General features: G+C 73.4%; 13 protein-coding genes. 5 read left to right on the top strand and 8 right to left on the bottom strand.

Annotation, left to right across the window (positions count from 1 at the left end):
- Positions 1-498 precede the first annotated feature (498 nt).
- The 3 genes from ACIQNG_RS16945 to ACIQNG_RS16935 all read right to left on the bottom strand — a co-directional run bounded on the left by ACIQNG_RS16945 (position 499) and on the right by ACIQNG_RS16935 (position 4,279).
- Positions 499-1,863 carry a phosphomannomutase/phosphoglucomutase gene (locus ACIQNG_RS16945; RefSeq protein ID WP_401485669.1) on the bottom strand — a complete coding sequence of 455 codons (1,365 nt, stop codon included), beginning with the start codon at positions 1,861-1,863 and terminating at the stop codon, positions 499-501.
- 150 nt (positions 1,864-2,013) lie between these two features.
- Complete coding sequence (locus tag ACIQNG_RS16940) at positions 2,014-3,630, bottom strand: L-lactate permease (RefSeq protein WP_401485667.1); 1,617 nt, start codon at positions 3,628-3,630, stop codon at positions 2,014-2,016.
- 229 nt (positions 3,631-3,859) lie between these two features.
- Positions 3,860-4,279, bottom strand: a complete 420-nt coding sequence (locus ACIQNG_RS16935; protein WP_401439904.1) for a DUF3499 domain-containing protein — start codon at positions 4,277-4,279, stop codon at positions 3,860-3,862.
- A gap of 332 nt (positions 4,280-4,611) precedes the next feature.
- On the opposite strand from ACIQNG_RS16935, the gene ACIQNG_RS16930 reads away from it, so the two are divergent.
- The gene (locus ACIQNG_RS16930) at positions 4,612-5,058 is read left to right on the top strand and encodes a metallopeptidase family protein (RefSeq protein ID WP_401439943.1); all 447 of its coding nucleotides are present in this window, start codon (positions 4,612-4,614) and stop codon (positions 5,056-5,058) included.
- Positions 5,059-5,187: 129 nt separating this feature from the next.
- Here the strand turns inward: ACIQNG_RS16930 and ACIQNG_RS16925 are convergent, their stop codons facing one another.
- The 3 genes from ACIQNG_RS16925 to ACIQNG_RS16915 form a co-directional block, all read right to left on the bottom strand.
- The gene (locus tag ACIQNG_RS16925) at positions 5,188-6,675 is read right to left on the bottom strand and encodes a DUF5719 family protein (protein WP_401485665.1); all 1,488 of its coding nucleotides are present in this window, start codon (positions 6,673-6,675) and stop codon (positions 5,188-5,190) included.
- Positions 6,672-10,514: a glycosyltransferase gene (locus tag ACIQNG_RS16920; RefSeq protein ID WP_401485663.1), complete on the bottom strand. Its 3,843-nt coding sequence runs from the start codon at positions 10,512-10,514 to the stop codon at positions 6,672-6,674. Before ACIQNG_RS16920 ends, ACIQNG_RS16925 begins: the two co-directional genes overlap by 4 nt.
- Before the next feature lie 329 nt (positions 10,515-10,843).
- A complete protein-coding gene (locus ACIQNG_RS16915; protein ID WP_003975777.1) occupies positions 10,844-11,107 on the bottom strand; it encodes a WhiB family transcriptional regulator in 264 nt (87 codons plus the stop codon).
- A gap of 714 nt (positions 11,108-11,821) precedes the next feature.
- Here ACIQNG_RS16915 and ACIQNG_RS16910 point away from each other — a divergent pair.
- The 4 genes from ACIQNG_RS16910 (at position 11,822) to ACIQNG_RS16895 (ending at position 15,835) form a co-directional block, all read left to right on the top strand.
- Complete coding sequence (locus ACIQNG_RS16910; protein WP_401485661.1) at positions 11,822-12,313, top strand: cysteine dioxygenase; 492 nt, start codon at positions 11,822-11,824, stop codon at positions 12,311-12,313.
- A 50-nt stretch (positions 12,314-12,363) separates the two neighbouring features.
- The gene (gene cofD, locus ACIQNG_RS16905) at positions 12,364-13,320 is read left to right on the top strand and encodes a 2-phospho-L-lactate transferase (RefSeq protein ID WP_401485660.1); all 957 of its coding nucleotides are present in this window, start codon (positions 12,364-12,366) and stop codon (positions 13,318-13,320) included.
- Entirely contained in the window at positions 13,317-14,705 is a 1,389-nt protein-coding gene (locus ACIQNG_RS16900) for a coenzyme F420-0:L-glutamate ligase (RefSeq protein ID WP_401485658.1), read from the top strand. The genes cofD and ACIQNG_RS16900 overlap by 4 nt, the downstream gene beginning before the upstream one ends.
- A 122-nt stretch (positions 14,706-14,827) precedes the next feature.
- A complete protein-coding gene (locus ACIQNG_RS16895; protein ID WP_401485656.1) occupies positions 14,828-15,835 on the top strand; it encodes a DNA-3-methyladenine glycosylase family protein in 1,008 nt (335 codons plus the stop codon).
- A 130-nt stretch (positions 15,836-15,965) separates the two neighbouring features.
- Here the strand turns inward: ACIQNG_RS16895 and ACIQNG_RS16890 are convergent, their stop codons facing one another.
- Both ACIQNG_RS16890 and ACIQNG_RS16885 read right to left on the bottom strand, forming a co-directional pair.
- Positions 15,966-17,048 (bottom strand): sugar phosphate nucleotidyltransferase, encoded by a 1,083-nt coding sequence (locus ACIQNG_RS16890; RefSeq protein ID WP_401439891.1) that lies wholly within the window; start codon positions 17,046-17,048, stop codon positions 15,966-15,968.
- A 187-nt stretch (positions 17,049-17,235) separates the two neighbouring features.
- Positions 17,236-18,822 carry a peptidoglycan recognition protein gene (locus tag ACIQNG_RS16885; RefSeq protein ID WP_401485654.1) on the bottom strand — a complete coding sequence of 529 codons (1,587 nt, stop codon included), beginning with the start codon at positions 18,820-18,822 and terminating at the stop codon, positions 17,236-17,238.
- Positions 18,823-18,861: the final 39 nt, after the last annotated feature.

The following is an 18,861-nucleotide window of genomic DNA, read 5'->3' as shown; positions in this document are numbered from 1 at the left end:
GTGGCTCAGCGGTGACGCCAGGGGCGCCGGGGGCGGGAGGCTCAGCGGTGACGCCAGGGGCGCCGGGGGCGGGAGGCTCAGCGGTGACGCCAGGGGCGCCGGGGGCGGGAGGCTCAGCGGTGACGCCAGGGGCCGTCTGGTTGGTAGCTGTAGCGCGTTGGTCGGGCGGGGCGTCAGGTGGAGCTGCGGCTTTGCGGCGGTTGCGCACCCTTGGGCCTGTCGGTTGGATCAGCCCGGCGTCGCGGGTTCGGTACGCCCTCCCCCACTGCCCCTGCGGAGCGGGGCTCCGCGTCGGCGGCGCCCTTCTCCGCCTTGCAGCCATCCGCACCCGACCCCGCTCGGCCCGGCCGAGCAACACCGCTTCCTACCGCCGGGCTGTCCCGAATGACAGGCACCACCAGCCGCGCCCGGCCGCGGTCGGTGACAGCGGGGCCGGGCGGTCTGTCCCGGGATGCCTCGGGCCGGCTCGGCTGCGTTGGCGCCGCCCGGGGAGGCTGGTCAGCCTCGGATGATGTGCAGGGCCTCGTCGCGGATCTTTGTCATCGTGGCCTCGTCGCGTGCCTCGGCGTTCAGTCGGAGCAGGGGTTCCGTGTTGGAGGGGCGGACGTTGAACCACCAGTCGGCGGTGGTGACCGTGAGGCCGTCGAGTTCGTCGACGGTGACGCCCTCGCGGCCCTCGTACGCGGCGCGGATCGCCGCGAGGCGGCCCTGCTGGTCGTCGACGGTGGAGTTGATCTCGCCGGAGCCCGCGTAGCGGTCGTACTGGGCGACCAGGGCGGACAGCGGGCCGGCCTGGCCGCCGAGGGCGGCGAGGACGTGGAGCGCGGCCAGCATGCCGGTGTCGGCGTTCCAGAAGTCCTTGAAGTAGTAGTGCGCGGAGTGCTCGCCGCCGAAGATCGCGCCGGACTTCGCCATCTCGGCCTTGATGAAGGAGTGGCCCACGCGCGTGCGCACGGGGGTGCCGCCGTTCTCCTTCACGACCTCGGGGACCGTCCAGGACGTGATCAGGTTGTGGATGACGGTGCCCTTGCCGCCGTACCGTGCCAGCTCGCGCGCCGCGACCAGCGCGGTGACGGCGGACGGGGAGACAGGGTCGCCGTTCTCGTCCACGACGAAGCAGCGGTCCGCGTCGCCGTCGAAGGCGATGCCCAGGTCGGCGCCCTCGGCGCGCACCCGTGCCTGGAGGTCGACGATGTTCGCCGGGTCCAGGGGGTTGGCCTCGTGGTTGGGGAAGGTGCCGTCCAGCTCGAAGTACATCGGCACCAGGTCGAGGGGCAGGCCGGCGAAGACCGTCGGGACGGTGTGCCCGCCCATGCCGTTGCCCGCGTCCACGACGACCTTGAGGGGGCGGATGGCGGTCAGGTCGACGAGGGAGCGCAGGTGGGCCGCGTAGTCCTCCAACGTGTCACGCTGTGTGATCGTTCCCGGCGTGGCGGCGGGCTCGGGGGCGCCCGACTCGCTCCACCGCTCCGCCAGTTCCCGGATCTCGGCGAGACCGGTGTCCTGGCCGACCGGGGCGGCGCCCGCGCGGCACATCTTGATTCCGTTGTACTTCGCGGGGTTGTGGGACGCCGTGAACATGGCGCCCGGCAGGTTCAGCGCGCCGGAGGCGTAGTACAGCTGATCCGTGGAGCACAGTCCGATCTCGGTGACATCGACACCGAGCGCCGCCGCCCCGCGCGCGAAGGCGCCCGACAGCCCCGGCGACGAGGGCCGCATGTCATGCCCGATCACGATCGCTTCCGCGCCCGTCACCTGGACGAAAGCGGCGCCGAACAGTTCGGCCAGTGCCTCGTCCCACTGGTCCGGGACCACACCGCGTACGTCGTACGCCTTCACGATCTGCGACAGATCAGCAGCCACGGCCAACCCTCCTGGAAGTCCTATCGGTCACCCAAAGCTACCTGCCCGCACCGGCAGCGCGCTGTGGGGACTCCGGCCACTGTCGGCACGAGCGTCACAGCAGGTCGCCGTAGGGACTCCGGGCCCGGGCGGCACGGCGGGCCCAGGATCTCACGGCAGCATCCAGCCCAGGGCCACGGTGCTCTGCCCGACCACGATCAGGCACATCACCAGGAGCAGTCCGAGACTCCACGGCAGCACCTTGCGCAGAAGGTCGCCCTCGCGGCCGGCGAGCCCGACGGCGGCGCAGGCGATGGTGAGGTTCTGCGGGGAGATCATCTTGCCGAGGACCCCGCCGGAGCTGTTGGCGGCGGCGAGCAGCTCCGGCGACAGACCCGACTCCCGGGCGGCGGTGACCTGGAGCGCGCCGAAGAGCGCGTTGGCCGAGGTGTCCGACCCGGTGACCGCCACCCCGAACCAGCCCAGCACCGGTGAGAGGAACGCGAGCCCGGCCCCGGCCGCCGCCACGAAGTGGCCGATGGTCGCGGCCTGTCCGGAGAGGTTCATGACGTAGGCGAGGGCGAGCACGGAGGTGACCGTCAGGATCGCGAACCGCAACTCGTGGACGGTCGCCAGCCATTCGCGCACCGCCACGCGCGCGCCGACGCCGATCACGCCCGCCGTCAGTACGCCCGCGAGCAGCACGAGCGTGCCGCCGGTCGACACGATCGGCCAGTTGAACACGTTGGCGCCGACCGGTTCGCCCTCGGGCCCGACGACGTCCAGGAACGGCCAGTCGTACGACTGGGTCGCGCGGGCCAGCCAGTCCTTGACCACGGGGATCTGCGCCACGGAGAAGATCGCGACGATGAGCGCGTAGGGCGTGTAGGCGCGGACGACCTCGCCGCGCGGGTCGTTCTCGTCCAACTCCTCGCTGCGCGCGCCCGTCAGCACCGCGGCGCGCACCGGTTCGGCGGCCGGGCGGCGGGCCTGCGGTACGGCGACCAGGGCGCCCGCGCCGGCCAGGGCGGCGCCGATGTCGGCGAGTTGGGCGGAGACGTAGTTCGCGGCGGCGAACTGGGCGACGGCGAAGGCGGTTCCGCACGCCAGCGCCGGGATCCAGGTCTCGCGCAGCCCGCGGCGGCCGTCCACCAGCCAGATCAGCACCAGCGGTACGACGACGGCGAGCAGCGGCGTCTGACGGCCCACCACGGACGCCACGTCCTCCAACGGCAGTCCGGTGACCTGCGCGAGGGTCACGACGGGGGTGCCCATGGCGCCGAACGCGACCGGCGCGGTGTTGGCGACGAGGGCGACGACGGCGGCCCGTACCGGGTCGAAGCCGAGCGCGACGAGCATCACCGCGCTGATCGCGACCGGCGCCCCGAACCCGGCGAGCGCCTCCAGCAACGCGCCGAAGCAGAAGGCGATCACGAGGGCCTGGATGCGGGGGTCGTCGGAGAGCCGCCCGAAGGAGCGGCGCAGGATGTCGAAGTGCCGGGTGCGGACGGTCATCCGGTACACCCACAGGGCGTTGACGACGATCCACAGGATGGGGAAGAGCCCGAAGACGGCGCCTTGGGCGGCGCCGGAGAGGGTCTGGTCGAGCGGCATGCCGTAGGCGAGACAGGCGACCAGTACGGCGGCCAGCAGGCCGGTCAGGCCCGCGAGATGGGCCTTCATGCGGACGCCGCCGAGCAGGACGAGGACGATCAGCAGGGGCAGGGCCGCGACCAGCGCGGACAGGCCGAGCGAGTCGGCGACGGGTTCCAGGTCCTGGACGTACACATGCGCCTCCCGGTTCCGCGTTCCGCACACCACCGCATTCCGAGATACGGAAAGCGACTTCTCGTTTCCGGTCTACGGAATGGTCGTGTCCGCGCCAACTCCCCGTCAATGGGCGTGCGTCGGCGGATGGAGTGAAGGAGGTGAGAGGAGAGGGAGGAGAGAAAGGAGGGGAGGGAGGAGAGGGAGGAGGGGGGAGGGGAAGGGGGGCTCAAGTGGGGGCGTGGGAGGCTCAGTTGTCGGGGGAGCGCAGGACCCGGAGATGGCCGCGCCGTGCGACCTCCATCGGGTCGGCCCCGCGACTGCCGCCCGCCCGTGCGGCGCGCTCCTGCGGACGGGCCGCCTCACGCACGGCGTTGGCCAGCGCCTCCAGGTCGTCGCCGCTGGGGCGGGCCGGGGCGGAGCCGTCGAGCAGCCGGACGACCTCCCAACCGCGCGGCGCGGTGAGGCGCTCGGAGTGCTCGGCGCACAGGTCGTAGCAGTGGGGTTCCGCGTAGGTGGCGAGCGGGCCGAGGACCGCGGTCGAGTCGGCGTAGACGTACGTCAGCGTCGCTACGGCAGGACGGCCGCAAGCGGTGCGCGAACAGCGACGTACAGGGCTCACGACGTTGGACGGTACCGCACTCTTGAACGGGCCGCGACGACTCTCCACCAGGTCACTCCACCGTGTCGTGTTGTGAAACGTCCCACAGACCCCTTCAGTCATACCCCGTTGACCTGCGTGGACATGCACCGGGGTGGGGGTTGTGGGCGGTCCGCCCGGTCAGCGGTCGGTACAAACACCGTCATTTGCCTCGTGATCGACGGTCTGGGAGAGATACGGAATCGAGCCCAACCTTGGCTGGAATGGTCATGTGGCGACATGCCGTACGCGTCGGCCGGAGCGGTTGACCGGACGGGGGGTGTGCGCGGGGCCGGATCGCGGGGTCCGTGCCGCGCGGGTACCGGGCGGGCGGGGCCCGCGGGGACTACCCTTCACCAGTGATGGACACCCCCGTACCGCCCCCCGCCGTCGGCCCCGGGCCCCGCCGTCGTGATCGTCACGGACGGGGCATGCGCGGCCCGATCGCGCCGCCCCAGGTTCCGCTCGCGGCGAGCCGGGCCGATGCCTTCGCGGACCTGGTGCAGGACTCCGTGGAACGTCTGGAGCGGCGCTGGCCCCAGCTCTCCGAGATCGACTTCCTGGTGCTGGACGTGCCGCGGCTGGACGGGGACGCCCGGTGGAACGACGAGACGGTGCCGCTGGGCGGCACGATCGCGTCCCACGACGGGCAGCCCGCCCGGGTCGTGATCTACCGGCGGCCCGTGGAGATCCGCACCAAGGCGCGCGAGGAGCGGGCCGCGCTGGTCCACGAGGTGGTGGTGGAGCAGGTGGCCGAACTGCTCGGGCTGACTCCGGAGACCGTGGATCCCCGGTACGGGGAGGACTGACGGAAACCGACCGGGGCGGGTCCGAGGCCGCTCCGGGACCGGTCCGGGACCGCTCCGGGACCGTGGCGCCCAGCCGTGGCGCACCCGGTCGTGGAGCGCCTGGCCGTGGCGCACCCGGTCCTGGAGCGCCTAGTCGTGGAGCACCCGGTCCTGGAGGACCGACAGGTCCTGTTCCGCCTCCGGTACGGAGACTCTCCCTCGGTCGTCGGGGAGGGTCTGGACCGTGAACGCCGGGACTCCGTCCATGTCGGTCGTGAGGGTTCTGGAGGCGTAGAGCGGGCCGCCGTCCCCGGTGGGCTCGACGGTCAGCGCGTAGGTGCCCTTCAGACCGGACGGGACGGGCAGTTCGATCTTCTGCGTCGTACCGGACTTGATCGTGAAGGTCTCGGACGCGGCCTCCCCGCCCTCGGTTCCTGCCGAGGCGGTGACCTTGACCTCGGTGGTGGCCGAGGGGGCGGTCAGGGCGAGGCCGGTGCCCTTCTCGGTGTTGCCGATGGCCGTGGCACGGGTGTCCACGGAGCGGGCGGCCGGGATGTACGCCGTCTCCTGGTCGTCGCCCTTGCCGCGGACGACCTGGAGCGCGGCCACGACGGGCACGGCGGTGCCGCTCGGGGTCAGGACCAGGGAGCCGGGTTCGCCCTTGGTGATGTCCCCCAGGTCGACGGCGGTGGTCATACCCGCCTTGACGTGCACCGTCTCATTGCCGACGGGGGTGATCGAGCCGGACGGCGAGGCGAGGCGCAGCTTCAGGTCGGCGTCGGAGCCGCCGGTCGAGTAGGCGATCAGGCGGACAGCCGTCGCGTCCTCGGGGATGCCGGGCATGACCAGGCTGTCCGCCGGGTCGGCGGAGGCGGTCAGCCAGTCGCCGCCCCGCTTCTCGTCCAGCGCCTGCACGGCGGCGCCGACCCGGCCGCTGCGGACGTTGACGTGCACGGTGAGGTCGGTGAGTTCCTCGTCGGTGAGGGTGGACAGCAGGACGGGTTCGCTGGTGAGCGCCTTGACCGTGATGTCGGAGCCGACCTCCGACTCCAGCGCGCCGTCCTTGCCGTACAGCTCGATGTCCACGACGGCGGCGGAGTCGTCGGGGTTGACCAGATGGACGTAGTCGGTGCGGTCGGCGTCGGTGGCGGCGCCGGGGAACCAGAAGTCGGTGTCGGGGGCGACGCATCCGAGGCCCTGGAGGCCGCGGCCGACACCGGCGGCGACCTCGGTGGTCTGCTGGACGGCCCAGCCGGGGGCGAGCCGGCCCTCGGCGGTCCCGGCCAGCGGGGGCGCGTCGGCGCCGGACCGGTCGGTGCCGACGGGGGCGGCGGGCTCCTTCGGGGTCAGCACGGACTTGGCGGGCTTGTCGGCCGAGTCGCCGGTGGCGGGCAGGAGTTGGGCCGTGCCCTTGTCGCCGGTGCCCTCGGTGGCCGGGGTGAACGCGGTGTACGTCGTCTCGGCGAGGTCCGAGCTGCTGGGCGCGGGGCACACCAGGCTGGTGCGCTCGACCGGCAGGGTGGCCGCGGCGCGGGCCGGGGTGTCGCCGGGGGCGTCCGGGGCGGACACGGCGGCGAAGCCGGTGACGGCGGCGAGCGCGGTGACGGCGGCGATCAGGGACAGGGTGGTGCGCTTCACTGCTGGCTCCCGTCGGGGCGCCCGCGGCGCGGGCCCTGCGGATCGTGCGGGTCGTACGGCTCGTGCGGGCCCTGTGGGTCGTGCGTGCCCTGTGGGTGGTGCGGGTCGTGTGGGTGGTGCGGGTCGTGCGGCGGCGCGGGGTCGTACGGGGCGTCGTAGCCCTGGGTGTAGGTCGGGTCGTACGGCTGCTGCTGGGCCGTCGGGTCGTACGGCTGCTGCTGGGCCGGGTCGTACGGCTGCTGCTGCTGGGGCGGGGTGCCGTACGCGTACGGGTCGTACTGGCCTGCTTGGCCCGCCTGGCCCGCCTGGCCTGGGTGGCCTGGGTGGCCTGGCTGGCCGACCTGGTACGGGTCGGTGGGGTAGGCGCTCTGGCCGTAGGCGTCCGGCGTCGGGTACTGGCCGCCGGTCTGTTGGTACTGGTCGCCGCCGTAGGTGCCGTACTCGGTGCCCGCGTGGCCCGCCGTGTCCCACTGGGGCTGGCGGTCGGGCTGGTGGGGGTGTTGCTGCGGGACGGGGGGTGCGGCCGGGGCGGCTTCCTGAAGCTGGTGCTCCTCGGCCGGGGGCGGCTCCTCGGTCTGGGCGCGCAGGCGGCGGGCGCGGCGGCCCTCACCGGCGGTGGCCTGCGCGGGCAGGACGGGCTCCTCGGGGAGGTCGTCGTCGATGTCGCGGCGGCGGCCGGGCAGGGCGAGCACGACGAGGACGAGGGCCAGCGCGCCCTGTGTCCACAGCCAGGCGGTGTGGGTGAGGGGGGCGTCGTAGGTGAGGTCGAGTCGGCCGCCGGAGGCGGGGAGTTCGAAGCCCTGGGCCCAGCCGTCGAGGGTGGTGCGGGTGAGGGGCGTGCCGTCCAGGGTGGCGGTCCAGCCGTCGGCGGCGGTGTCGGCGAGGCGCAGGACCCGTCCGTCGGGGCCGGCGGGGAGGTCGGTGTGGATCTCGACGGGTCCGGCGGGGACCGGCAGCGGTTCGCCGCCGTCGGCCGGGACGATCGCGGCGCGGGAGACCTGCCGGTCGACCTGCCAGAGCGCGCTGCCGTCGTCCTGCTGGCTGAGCCGGCTGAGGCCGGGGGTGGCGTCGAGGACGCGGCTGACCTCGCGGGGGGCGCCCTGGCGGACGAGGACGTAGCGGACGGCGAAGGAGCCGAGCTGGTCGGCCTGGTCGGCGCCGGAGCCGGCGACGAGGTTGGCGACGACCTTGTCGAGCCGGGCGTTGTCACCGTCGGCGGCGGCGAGTTCGGCGTCGCCGAGGCGGGCGCCGGAGCCGCGCACCAGGGTGTAGCCGACGTGCGCGGTGGAGTCGCTGTCGAGGACGAGGGTGCGGGCCTGGTCGGCGCTGCCGCTCTCCTCGGCGACGAACGCGGGCACCTGCACGGGGTCGCGGCGCTCCAGGGGGCCGTCGGCGCCGCGGATCATCCAGCCGGCGGCGAGCAGCAGCGGTCCGGCGGCGGAGGCGAAGGCGATGAGGGCGGCGAGGGGCTGGCGCCAGCCGAAGCTCTGCTCGGCGACGCGCGCGCGGGCCCCGTCGGCGCCGAGGAGGGCGGCGGCGAGGAGGGCGAGGCCGTAGACGAGGGTGGCGGGTCCGGCCCAGGCGGAGGCGTTGGACAGGGCGGCGAAGGCCAGGGCGACCAGGGCGACGGTCCAGGCGGCGAGGATGCCGACCCGGCGCTCGGCGCGCAGCAGGGCGGCGAGCGCGGCCAGGACGATGCCGATGAGCATGGGCCCGCCGACCGTGCCGGAGCCGCCGGGTCCGGCGGCGAGCAGGTCGAGCGCGGAGGCGGCGGAGGCGCCGTGCTCCAGGCCGGCTTCCTTGAAGAAGCCGAACGGCAGCAGGGTCAGCGACCAGGGGGCGAGGACCAGCAGGGGGGTGCCGAGCTGGGCGAGGAAGCGGGGGCCGTAGGTGGTGAGTTCGGTGCGGCGTACGGCGAGCAGGGCGACGCCGAGGACGAGGGCGAGGGGCCAGACGATCGGCGTGAACGCGGTGGTGGCGGTGAGCAGCAGGGCGTAGGCCCAGGTGGCCCGCCAGCTGCCGCGGGTGCCCGCGAGTCCGGCGGCGGCTACGGCCGCGCGCGCGAGGAGGGGCAGCAGCACGGCGAGGACGGCGGTGCCGATCCGGCCGCCGGCGAGGGCGCCGGTGACGGCGGGCAGGAACGCGTAGGCGATCGCGGCCCACGCGCGCAGGAGCCGGGACTGGACCAGGGGGCGGGAGGCGAAGTAGGCGGTGACTCCGGCCAGCGGCACCGAGCAGACCAGCAGCACGGTGACGGCGAGTGCGGTGGAGCCGAAGAGGAGGGTGGCGAGGGACGCGAGGACGGCGAGGTAGGGCGGGGCGGCGGAGATGCCGCCCGCGCCGACGGTGTGCCAGGCGTCGAGGTAGCGGGACCACAGTTCGCCGGAGCCGGCCGGGGCGGGCAGCAGGGCGCCGCCCGCGAGCGCGCCGCCGCCGAGGAGGGCGCGGCAGGCGACGAGGGAGGCGAGCAGCAGGGCGAGGAAGAGCATGGGGCCCGGGTTGCGGGCGATCCGCTTGAGCCGGGCGAACTGGTCGATCTCCAGGAAGTCGGCGTCGTCGCCGCCGGGTCCTGACTCGACCGCGCCGCCGTGGCGGCCCGCGCCCGCGGTGGTCTCGGCGTCGGAGCCGCCGCCGAGGCTGCCCGCGGCCTGCTCGACGGTGGCGCGGACGGTGGCGCCGGGGGGCGGGAAGAGGGCGCGCAGTTCGCCCTTGTCGATCTGGGGGCGTCCGCGTGCGCGCCGGCCGGCGATGATCCGCTCGGGGCGCAGGAGGGTGCCGAGCAGTCCGCGGATCTCGTCGACGGCCTGTCCCGGGACCTTGCCGACGAGGTAGGCGACGGTGCGCAGCGCGGTGCCGAGGACGACGCGCAGCAGGATCCAGGGCAGCAGGGCCGTACGGCTGTTGACGAGGAGGGTGTAGACGGCGCCGGCCTTGTCGACCTTGTGGGGGGAGGCGGCGGTGCGGCCGACGCAGTCGACGGCGCGGCGTTCGCGGGAGGCGGCCTCGGCGTGCCGGACGACGGCCTCGGGGGCGACGAGGACGCGGTGGCCCGCGGTGTGCGCGCGCCAGCACAGGTCGACGTCGTCGCGCATGAGGGGCAGACGGCGGTCGAAGCCGCCGAGCTGTTCGTAGACGTCGCGGCGGACGAGCATGCCGGCGGTGGAGACGGACAGCACGGAGCGGACGTGGTCGTGCTGGCCCTGGTCCTGTTCGCGGCGGTCGAGGCCGGTCCAGCGGCGGCCGGAGTGGGCGATGGTGACGCCGACTTCGAGGAGTTGGCGGCGGTCGTACCAGCCGCGCAGTTTGGGGCCGACGATCGCCACGTCGTCGCGGCCCAGTTCGCTCTCGTTGTCCACGACGCGCAGCAGCTGGGCGAGGGCGTCGGGTTCGGGGGCGCTGTCGTCGTGCAGCAGCCAGAGCCACTCGACGGGTTCGCCGTGGGGCAGTTCGGGCAGGTCGTAGGCGTCGTCGCGCCAGGTGCGGGTGACCGGGTCCCAGCCGCTGGGGCGCTTGAGGTAGGGCAGTTCCTCGGGGGTGAGGTGCGGGGCGGTGCGGTGGGCCTCCTCGACGGCCTGGCCGAAGCCGGTGCGGCGGGCGAGGTGGAGCACGCGGTCGGGGCCGAGCGCCTCGGTGACCAGTCGCGCGGAGTCGTCGGCGCTGCCGGTGTCGGCGGCCATGACGGACTGCACGGGGCGCTCCTGGTCGAGCAGCCCGGCGAGCGCCTCGGGCAGCCAGCGGGCGCCGTCGTGGGAGACGAGCACCGCGGTCACCACGTGACGCGGGAACTCTGGTGCGGCGGCCGGGTCGTGAGTGGGCGCCGGATGGCTGTGCACGGACATCGAGGTACGGGCCCCGGTTCGCTGGACTGCGGTGGACACCCGGGCCCGGTGGGGGCTGCGGGGTGTCTCGGACGAGCGCCCACACTATCGGCTGACCATGACGACGGCCCGCCGCCTGTGGACAACTCACCGGCGACGGGCCGTTCGTACGGCGTTCGATCGGTTGGGCGGCCGGGACGGACGACGGACGGCACCTGAGTCCGTGGGGTGCGGTCGGCCGCGGGGAGGTCCTGCTCGGTCTGTGGCGGGCGGGGGCGTTCTTGCCCGGCACGTGAGGCCCCGGCCCGTGAGGCCCGGCACGTGGGGCCCCGGCCCGTGGGGCGGCTCGTTCAGACCGCTGCCTTCTTCAGCCTTCGGCGTTCCCGTTCGGACAGACCGCCCCAGATGCCGAAGCGCTCGTCGTTGGCGAGGGCGTATTCGAGGCACTCGGAGCGGACCTCACAGGCCAGGCAGACCTTCTTGGCCTCCCGGGTGGAGCCGCCCTTCTCGGGGAAGAAGGACTCGGGGTCGGTCTGGGCGCACAGCGCCCGCTCCTGCCAGCCGAGCTCCTCGTCCGCGTCGTCGACCAGCAGTTGCTGCACCAGCTCGGTCATGTGCGCCCCTCGTCTGTCTTTCGCGTCCCCGTGATCTGGCCGTTACCGTTCCGGCGAACGACACGAGTGAAATTACAAGTGTGCTGCTCCGGGCGAGTCAAGCCGGGATCTGCTATTGAGCCCCTTATTCACTCTGCGGAACCAAGGACGCGCGGAAAGTGTTCAAATCGCCATAAACCTTGACACGCAGACGGGGCCCCGGAGGGGCTCCGGCTCCCCACGGGACCTGACATGCGGTCTCTGTGGGTCTGTACGGAGAAAGACGTCCCGGTGTTCGACCCCGTTCCGGACCGTGCGCCGATGCGAAGCTGATCACATTCGGATCACAGGTTCGCCGGACGGCTTGCGCGCTCCGGATGTGCAGCGTGTGTCCCGGTCAAGGCATGGACAAACCTTTCACCAGCCAGATGGACCGGAAGTGGTGAACCCCGTCCCGCAATGCGGGCGGCGAGTTGACAGTGGAGGTGTGAACCGCTGTCCTAGTGGGCATGCTCGCGAACTTGGCGCCCACCTCGACCCGCTCCGCCGGGTCCCCCGGTGCTGCCCTCGCTCGCCGTGGCTGTTGTCGGCCTTGTCAGCCTTGTTGGTCCTGTCGCTGTTCCAGCTGTTGAGCCTCACGCGCTCCGGCTGCTCCTGACGCGACTCCGCACCACCCTTCCCCACCCGTCCGTGCGCGGGCGCCCCCGCACTCATGCCGAGGAACCACCCCACCCCATGAACAGCGACAGCGACCTCCAGATCGCCGGCGACATCCTTGAGGTCCCCCACCTGCTCCAGCCCCCGCGCGAGCACCCGGCCACCGTGGCCGAGTTCGCCGGGCTCGCGCGCGCGATCGCCGCGGACCGCGCCGGGTGGGAGCACCTCGTGCGCTACGACGCCACCAGCCGCTGGTACCACCGGCTGCGCACCGGGCCGGGCTACGAGGTGTGGCTGCTGTCCTGGGTGCCGGGGCAGGGCAGCGGGCCGCACGACCACGGGCCGTCCTCCGGGGTGCTGACCCTGCTGACCGGCACGCTGACCGAGCGCACCGAGCACGGCACGCGCGCGCTGCGGGCGGGGGCGCAGCGGGTGTTCGCGCCGGGGTATGTGCACGAGGTGGTCAACGACGCCCTCGAACCGGCGGTGAGCCTGCACATCTACTACCCGGGTCTGACCGAGATGCCGATGCACACCCGCGCCTGCACTCCCGCCGCCCAGGTGCACTGACCCACCGGCGACCGGACGCGCTGTCAGTGGGGCCTGCGAGACTTGGCCTCATGCGCATTGTGGTTCTGGCAGGCGGCATCGGCGGTGCCCGGTTCCTGCGCGGTCTGAAGCGGGCCGTGCCGGACGCCGACATCACCGTCATCGGCAACACCGGCGACGACATCCATCTCTTCGGGCTGAAGGTCTGTCCGGACCTCGACACGGTGATGTACACGCTCGGCGGCGGCATCAACGAGGAGCAGGGCTGGGGACGGGCCGAGGAGACCTTCCATCTGAAGGAGGAACTCGGGGCGTACGGCGCGGGGCCCGAGTGGTTCGGGCTCGGCGACCGTGACTTCGCGACGCACATCGTGCGGACGCAGATGCTCGGCGCGGGCTATCCGCTGAGCGCGGTCACCGAGGCGCTGTGCGACCGGTGGCAGCCGGGGGTCCGGCTGATCCCGATGTCCGACGACCGGGTCGAGACCCATGTCGCCGTCGAGGTCGACGGTGAGCGCCGGGCCATCCACTTCCAGGAGTACTGGGTACGGCTGCGGGCCTCCGTCCCGGCCGAGGCGGTCGTACCGGTCGGTGCCGACCAGGCGAAGCCCGCGCCGGGTGTCCTGGAGGCGATCGGCGAGGCCGACGTCATTCTCTTCCCGCCGTCCAACCCCGTGGTCTCCGTCGGCACGATCCTCGCCGTGCCCGGGATCCGCGAGGCGATCGCCGAGGCCGGAGTGCCGGTGATCGGGCTCTCCCCCATCGTCGGGGACGCGCCGGTGCGCGGGATGGCCGACAAGGTGCTGGCCGCGGTGGGTGTGGAGGCCACGGCGGCGGCGGTCGCCGAGCACTACGGTTCGGGGCTGCTGGACGGCTGGCTGGTGGACACCGTGGACGCCGCGGTGGTGGAGCGGGTCGAGGCCGCGGGCATCCGCTGCCGCGCGGTGCCGTTGATGATGACCGACGTGGAGGCCGCCGCGCGGATGGCGGGCGAGGCGCTGACGCTGGCCGAGGAGGTGCGGGTATGAGCACCGGGAACGGCGAAGACGGCGGGGGCGGCGGGAACGGCGGGGGCGCCGAGCCGCGAGGTCACGGGGCCACCGGTTCCGGGGGCTTTCGGGTCTGGGCATTGCCCGGGCTGCCGGAGGTGCAGGAGGGGGACGATCTGGGCAAGCTGATCGCCGCCGCCGCGCCGGACCTCGCCGACGGGGACGTCCTCCTCGTCACCTCGAAGATCGTGTCCAAGGCGGAGGGCCGGAGCGTCCTGGCCGCCGATCGGGAAGCCGCCATAGACGCCGAGACCGTACGGGTCGTGGCGCGGCGCGGCCCGCTGCGGATCGTGGAGAACCGGCAGGGTCTGGTGATGGCCGCCGCCGGGGTCGACGCCTCCAACACCCCTTCCGGGACCGTGCTGTTGCTGCCCGAGGACCCGGACGCCTCCGCGCGCGCGATCCGCGACGGGCTGCGGGACGCCCTGGGGGTGGAGGTCGGTGTGCTCGTCACGGACACCTTCGGCCGGCCCTGGCGGATGGGGCTCACGGACGTCGCGATCGGCGCGGCCGGGGTGCGGGTCCTGGACGATCTGCGGGGCGGCACGGACACCCACGGCAATCCCCTCAGCGCGACCGTCACCGCCGTCGCCGACGAGCTGGCCGCCGCGGGCGATCTGGTCAAGGGCAAGACGGAGGGGCTGCCGGTGGCGGTGGTGCGCGGCCTCGGTCATGTGGTGGCTCCCACGGACGGCGACGGGGAGGACGGCGGGGCACGCGCGCTGTTGCGGGACGCGCAGGAGGACATGTTCCGGCTCGGCACGTCCGAGGCGGTCCGCGAGGCGGTGACCCAGCGGCGTACGATCCGTGCCTTCACGGACGAGCCGGTCGACCCCGACGCCGTGCGCCGGGCGGTCGCGGCGGCGGTCACGGCACCGGCGCCGCATCACACCACGCCCTGGCGGTTCGTCCTGCTGGAGTCGGCCGGGTCCCGGACCCGGCTGCTGGACGCCATGCGGGAGGCGTGGATCGAGGATCTGCGCCGGGACGGCAAGAGCGAGGAGTCCATCGCCCGGCGGGTGCGGCGCGGGGACGTGCTGCGCAACGCGCCCTGTCTGGTGGTGCCGTGTCTGGTCATGGACGGCTCGCACCACTACGGGGACCCGCGGCGGGACGGGGCCGAGCGGGAGATGTTCGTCGTCGCCACCGGGGCCGGCGTACAGAATCTGCTGGTCGCGCTGGCCGGGGAGCGGCTGGGGTCGGCGTGGGTGTCCTCCACCATGTTCTGCCGGGACGTGGTGCGGCGGGTGCTGGACCTGCCCGCGCACTGGGACCCGATGGGCGCGGTGGCGGTCGGCCACCCGGCACAGGCACCGAAGGATCGGCCGGCGCGGGACGCGGAGGCGTTCATCGAGGTGCGGTGAGCGACACACTCGGGGGCGGCTCGGACGGAGCGGTCCGGACCGGGCCGCGCGGCGCATAGGCTCGTAAGGTCGTTCGCAGAGACGTTCGACTCGGACAGCAGGTCGAACAGAGGGATTCAGTCGTGGCAGGTCGGTTCGCTCCCGGATCCGTGGGTACGGCGGTGCGCGGTGTGCTGCCGCGGCCCGTCCGTGCGGCGGCGCGGGTGCGGACCTGGGTGCCGGAGGGGGCGCTGGAGCTTCGGCTGGTGCTCGGGCCGCTGCGGCGCGGGCCGGTGGATCCTACGTTCCGGGCGGCGCCGGACGGTGCGATGTGGCGGGTCAGCCGGACCCCGGGCGGGCCGGGGACGCTGCGGGTGTCGCTGGTGGACGGGGCCGTACGGGGTGAGGCGTGGGGGCCGGGGGCCGAGTGGCTGCTGGAGCGGCTGCCCGAACTGGCCGGGGCGGCGGACGATCCGTCGGCCTTCGCGCCCCGGCACCGGCTGCTGGCGCTGACCCGGCATCGGCGGCCGGGGCTGCGGCTGACGCGGACCGGGCTGGTGATGGAGTCGCTGATCCCGTCGATCCTGGAGCAGAAGGTCACCACCGACGAGGCGTACCGGGCGTGGCGGGCGCTGGTGCGGAAGTTCGGGGACCCGGCGCCGGGCCCGGCCGGGCCGACCGGGGTGCCCGGTGGCATGCCGCGCGGGATGTATGTGATGCCGGCCGCCCGGACCTGGGCGCTGATCCCGTCCTGGGAGTGGCATCAGGCCGGGGTGGACGACAAGCGGGCGTCCACGATCCTGCGCGCGGTGCGGGTCGCCGCCCGGCTGGAGGAGGCGGCCGGGATGCCGCCGCGGCAGGCACAGGCCCGGCTCGAACGGGTGCCCGGGGTGGGGCCGTGGACATCGGCGGAGACCGTGCAGCGCAGCCATGGGGCGGCGGACGCGGTGACGGTCGGGGACCTGCATCTGCCCGGGATCGTCGGCTACGCGCTGGCGGGCGACCGGCACGCGGACGACGCGGCGATGCTGGAGTTGCTGGAGCCGTACGCGGGCCAGCGGCACCGGGCCGCCCGGCTGATCCTGCTCAGCGGACAGGTCCCGGCACGGCGGGCCCCGCGGATGCCGCGGGGGGACATCGGGCGGCTGTAGCAGCCGGTGGCTGAACACCCTTCCTGGCAGACCGGCTGCTGAGCACCCTCCCGGCAGACCGGTGGCTGAACACCCCTCCCAGCAGACCGGCCGCTGAACACCCCTCCCGGCTCCCGGCAAGACCACCCGCTCACTGGTCCGAGGAGAACCGCACCGCCCCCGCCGGGATCCGCGCGTCGCACCACACCCTCGCCCCGGACCGCAGTTCGTTGTCGGGGCCGACGAACGCGCCGTCCCCTATGACCGTGCCGGTGAGGACGGAGCGCTCGCCGACGCGGGCGCCGGTGCCGATGAGGGAGTCGGTGATGACCGCGCCGGGTTCTATGACCGCGCCGGGCAGGATCGTGCTGCCGAAGACCGTCGCGCCCCCGGCGACGAACGCCCCCTCCCCCACCACCGTGCCGCCCGCGAGTTTGGCGTCGGGGGCGACCCGGGCAGTGGGCAGGACCAGGCGGTCACCGCAGCGGCCGGGGACCGCCGGGGACGGGGCGCGGCCCAGCACCAGATCGGCGGAGCCGCGCACGAAGGCCGCCGGGGTGCCCAGGTCCAGCCAGTACGTGGAGTCGACCATGCCCTGGAGATGGGCGCCCGCCGCGAGCAGTTCGGGGAACGTCTCGCGCTCCACGGAGACCGGTCTGCCCACCGGCACGGTGTCGATGACCGAGCGGCGGAAGACGTAGGCGCCCGCGTTGATCTGGTCGGTGACGATCTCCTCGGGTGTCTCGGGCTTCTCCAGGAACGCCGTCACCCGGCCCGACGCGTCCGTGGGGACCAGGCCGTAGGCGCGGGGGTCCGTCACCTTGGTGAGGTGCAGGGAGATGTCCGCGCCGGTGCTCTCGTGGGTGTGCACGAGGGCCCTGATGTCCAGCCCGGTGAGGATGTCCCCGTTGAAGACCAGGACGGGTTCGTCGGGGCCCGAGTGCAGCCGGGACGCGACATTGCGGATGGCACCGCCGGTACCGAGCGGCTCGTCCTCCGTGACGTACTCGATGTGCAGTCCGAGGGCCGAGCCGTCGCCGAAGTACGGCTCGAAGACCTCTGCCAGATAGGACGTCGCGAGCACGATGCGCTCGACGCCCGCCGCCCTCGCCCGCGCCAGTTGATGGGTGAGGAACGGCACGCCCGCCGCCCTGACCATCGGCTTGGGGGTGTGCACGGTGAGCGGGCGCAGTCGGGTGCCTTTGCCGCCGACCAGGAGGATCGCTTCTGTCACCTGTCGTCTCTGCTTCCTGCCGGGACCGGCCGGACTGTCGTCCGGCCGGTCAGTGTATGCAGATGGTTTCCGGTGGTTTCCGGCGCCTTCGACGGCCGTACGGTGTCAGCGTTCCTTCCCCCCGACGGCTGTGAACGTGCCCCCCGCCTCGTGCTCTCCGGGCGGGACGGGGCCGCTCGACGCCCCGTCAGCGTCCTTGCAGACGCGCCGCTTCGGTGCGGACGGTGCCGAGCTTGCCGTACAGCGCGGCACCGGGGCACTCCGTGGAGAAGCCGTCCCGGTGACCGGAGATCACGTTCAGTCGAACATTCTTACCCTTTTTGTAGAGATTTCCGCCACCTGACGTGAGGTACGTCGTGCCCTTGGGGTTGCCGCCCCAGATGCCCAGTTTCCAGGCGCCGAGCCGGGCGATGGCGGTCACGGCGACGTTGGACGGCTTGGTCGAGCCGTACGAGCCGATGGCGGCGATCCCCATGCTGTCGCTGTTGAAGCCGAGGGTGTGGGCGCCCAGGACCGCCTTCGCCACGCCGCCCGCGCGGCCCTCGTAGATGGTTCCGCACTTGTCTACGAGGAAGTTGTAGCCGATGTCCCGCCAGCCCATGCTCTTGACGTGGTAGCGGTAGATACCGCGGATGACGGAGGGCGCCTCGGCGCAGGTGTAGTTGTTGCCGGTCGCGGTGTGGTGCACGAAGGCGGCCTTGACCTTGTTCGTGTAGACGAAGCCCTTCTCGCGCAGGCCCTCGTCGGCGCCCCAGCCCTTGCGGGTGGTGATCTTGGGGCGCGGGCCGAGGTACGGCTGTGCCGGTGCGGCGCCGGCCTGGACGACTCCGCCGGACTCGCGGAGCAGTTCCTGCTCGGTCTCGGCGCGGGTCAGGGCCGGGTACTCCAGGGGTTCGGCCGCCGCGGCCTGGACGGGGGTGCCGCCGGTGCCGCCGGTTCCGCCCGTACCGCCCGTACTTCCCGTACTTCCCGTGCCGCCGGTGCCGGTCGGGTCGTCGGTGTCCGCCGGGTCCCGGGTGTCGGTGATGCCGGGGTCGATCAGTTCGATCCGCAGTCCGGCCGGGAGGAGCGACCTCTTGGGCGTCGGGGTGGCGCCCTCGGCCGCCTCGGTCTCGTTGTCGGCCTGGGCCTGGACGCGTACCTCCACTCCGTCCGAATCACCGACCCACAGCGGCGCGGTCGCGCCCCGGACCCGGCCCGAGGAGCGTTCGGCGGTGTCGGGGTCGGCGGCGTGCTCGGCGTTGTGGGTCTCCAGGTCCTGCCACTCGGACCAGACGCCGGTCGCGGCGGAGCGGGTGCGGACCTGGACACTGCCGTTCAGTTCCGCGTCGGGGTCGTCCCAGATGACGCCCAGCAGCGAGAAGCGCTGGACGTCCTCGCGGCCCAGGCCCTGGAGGGTGGCGCCGAGGGCGCGGTCGCGGGAGAGGGGGGCGAGGGCGAGGGACTCGGTGCTGCCGGAGACGTCGGTCCCGTCGGAGGCGGTCTCGCCCACGACGCCGGACGCGTCCGAGGTGTCGGTCCTGGACGAGGCGTCGGTCCCGGTCGAGGCGTCGGTCCCGGACGCGTCCGAGGAATCGGTCACTTCCGAGCTGTCGGTCGTGTCCGAGGAGTCGGTTCCTGTTCGGTCGGAGGCGCCGCTCTCTCCCGGCGAGCCGTCGAGCACCGCCGCGCCGGGGGCCGGGCGGAATGGCTCCGCGGCCTGCGGGAGGGTCAGCGGTAGGGCGAGGGCGGCCACACAGGTGACGCCGATGGCGGAGGCAAGGTATCCACGCATGCAGCTGATCCTGGACATTGTCGTACATATCTGTCCATC

Origin of the sequence: Streptomyces sp. NPDC091377 (genome assembly GCF_044757045.1) — a bacterium.
GTDB lineage: Bacteria > Actinomycetota > Actinomycetes > Streptomycetales > Streptomycetaceae > Streptomyces.
Note: the sequence above shows the minus strand (reverse complement) of the source record. Positions and strands in the feature narration are given on the sequence as shown.

Bases quoted from the DNA above. Each gene is read 5' to 3' on its own strand.
- ACIQNG_RS16885 (WP_401485654.1), bottom strand. From the start codon at position 18,822: ATGCGTGGATACCTTGCCTCCGCCATCGGCGTCACCTGTGTGGCCGCC.
- ACIQNG_RS16930 (WP_401439943.1), top strand. From the start codon at position 4,612: ATGGACACCCCCGTACCGCCCCCCGCCGTCGGCCCCGGGCCCCGCCGT.
- ACIQNG_RS16900 (WP_401485658.1), top strand. From the start codon at position 13,317: ATGAGCACCGGGAACGGCGAAGACGGCGGGGGCGGCGGGAACGGCGGG.
- ACIQNG_RS16910 (WP_401485661.1), top strand. From the start codon at position 11,822: ATGAACAGCGACAGCGACCTCCAGATCGCCGGCGACATCCTTGAGGTC.
- ACIQNG_RS16920 (WP_401485663.1), bottom strand. From the start codon at position 10,514: ATGTCCGTGCACAGCCATCCGGCGCCCACTCACGACCCGGCCGCCGCA.
- ACIQNG_RS16915 (WP_003975777.1), bottom strand. From the start codon at position 11,107: ATGACCGAGCTGGTGCAGCAACTGCTGGTCGACGACGCGGACGAGGAG.
- cofD (WP_401485660.1), top strand. From the start codon at position 12,364: ATGCGCATTGTGGTTCTGGCAGGCGGCATCGGCGGTGCCCGGTTCCTG.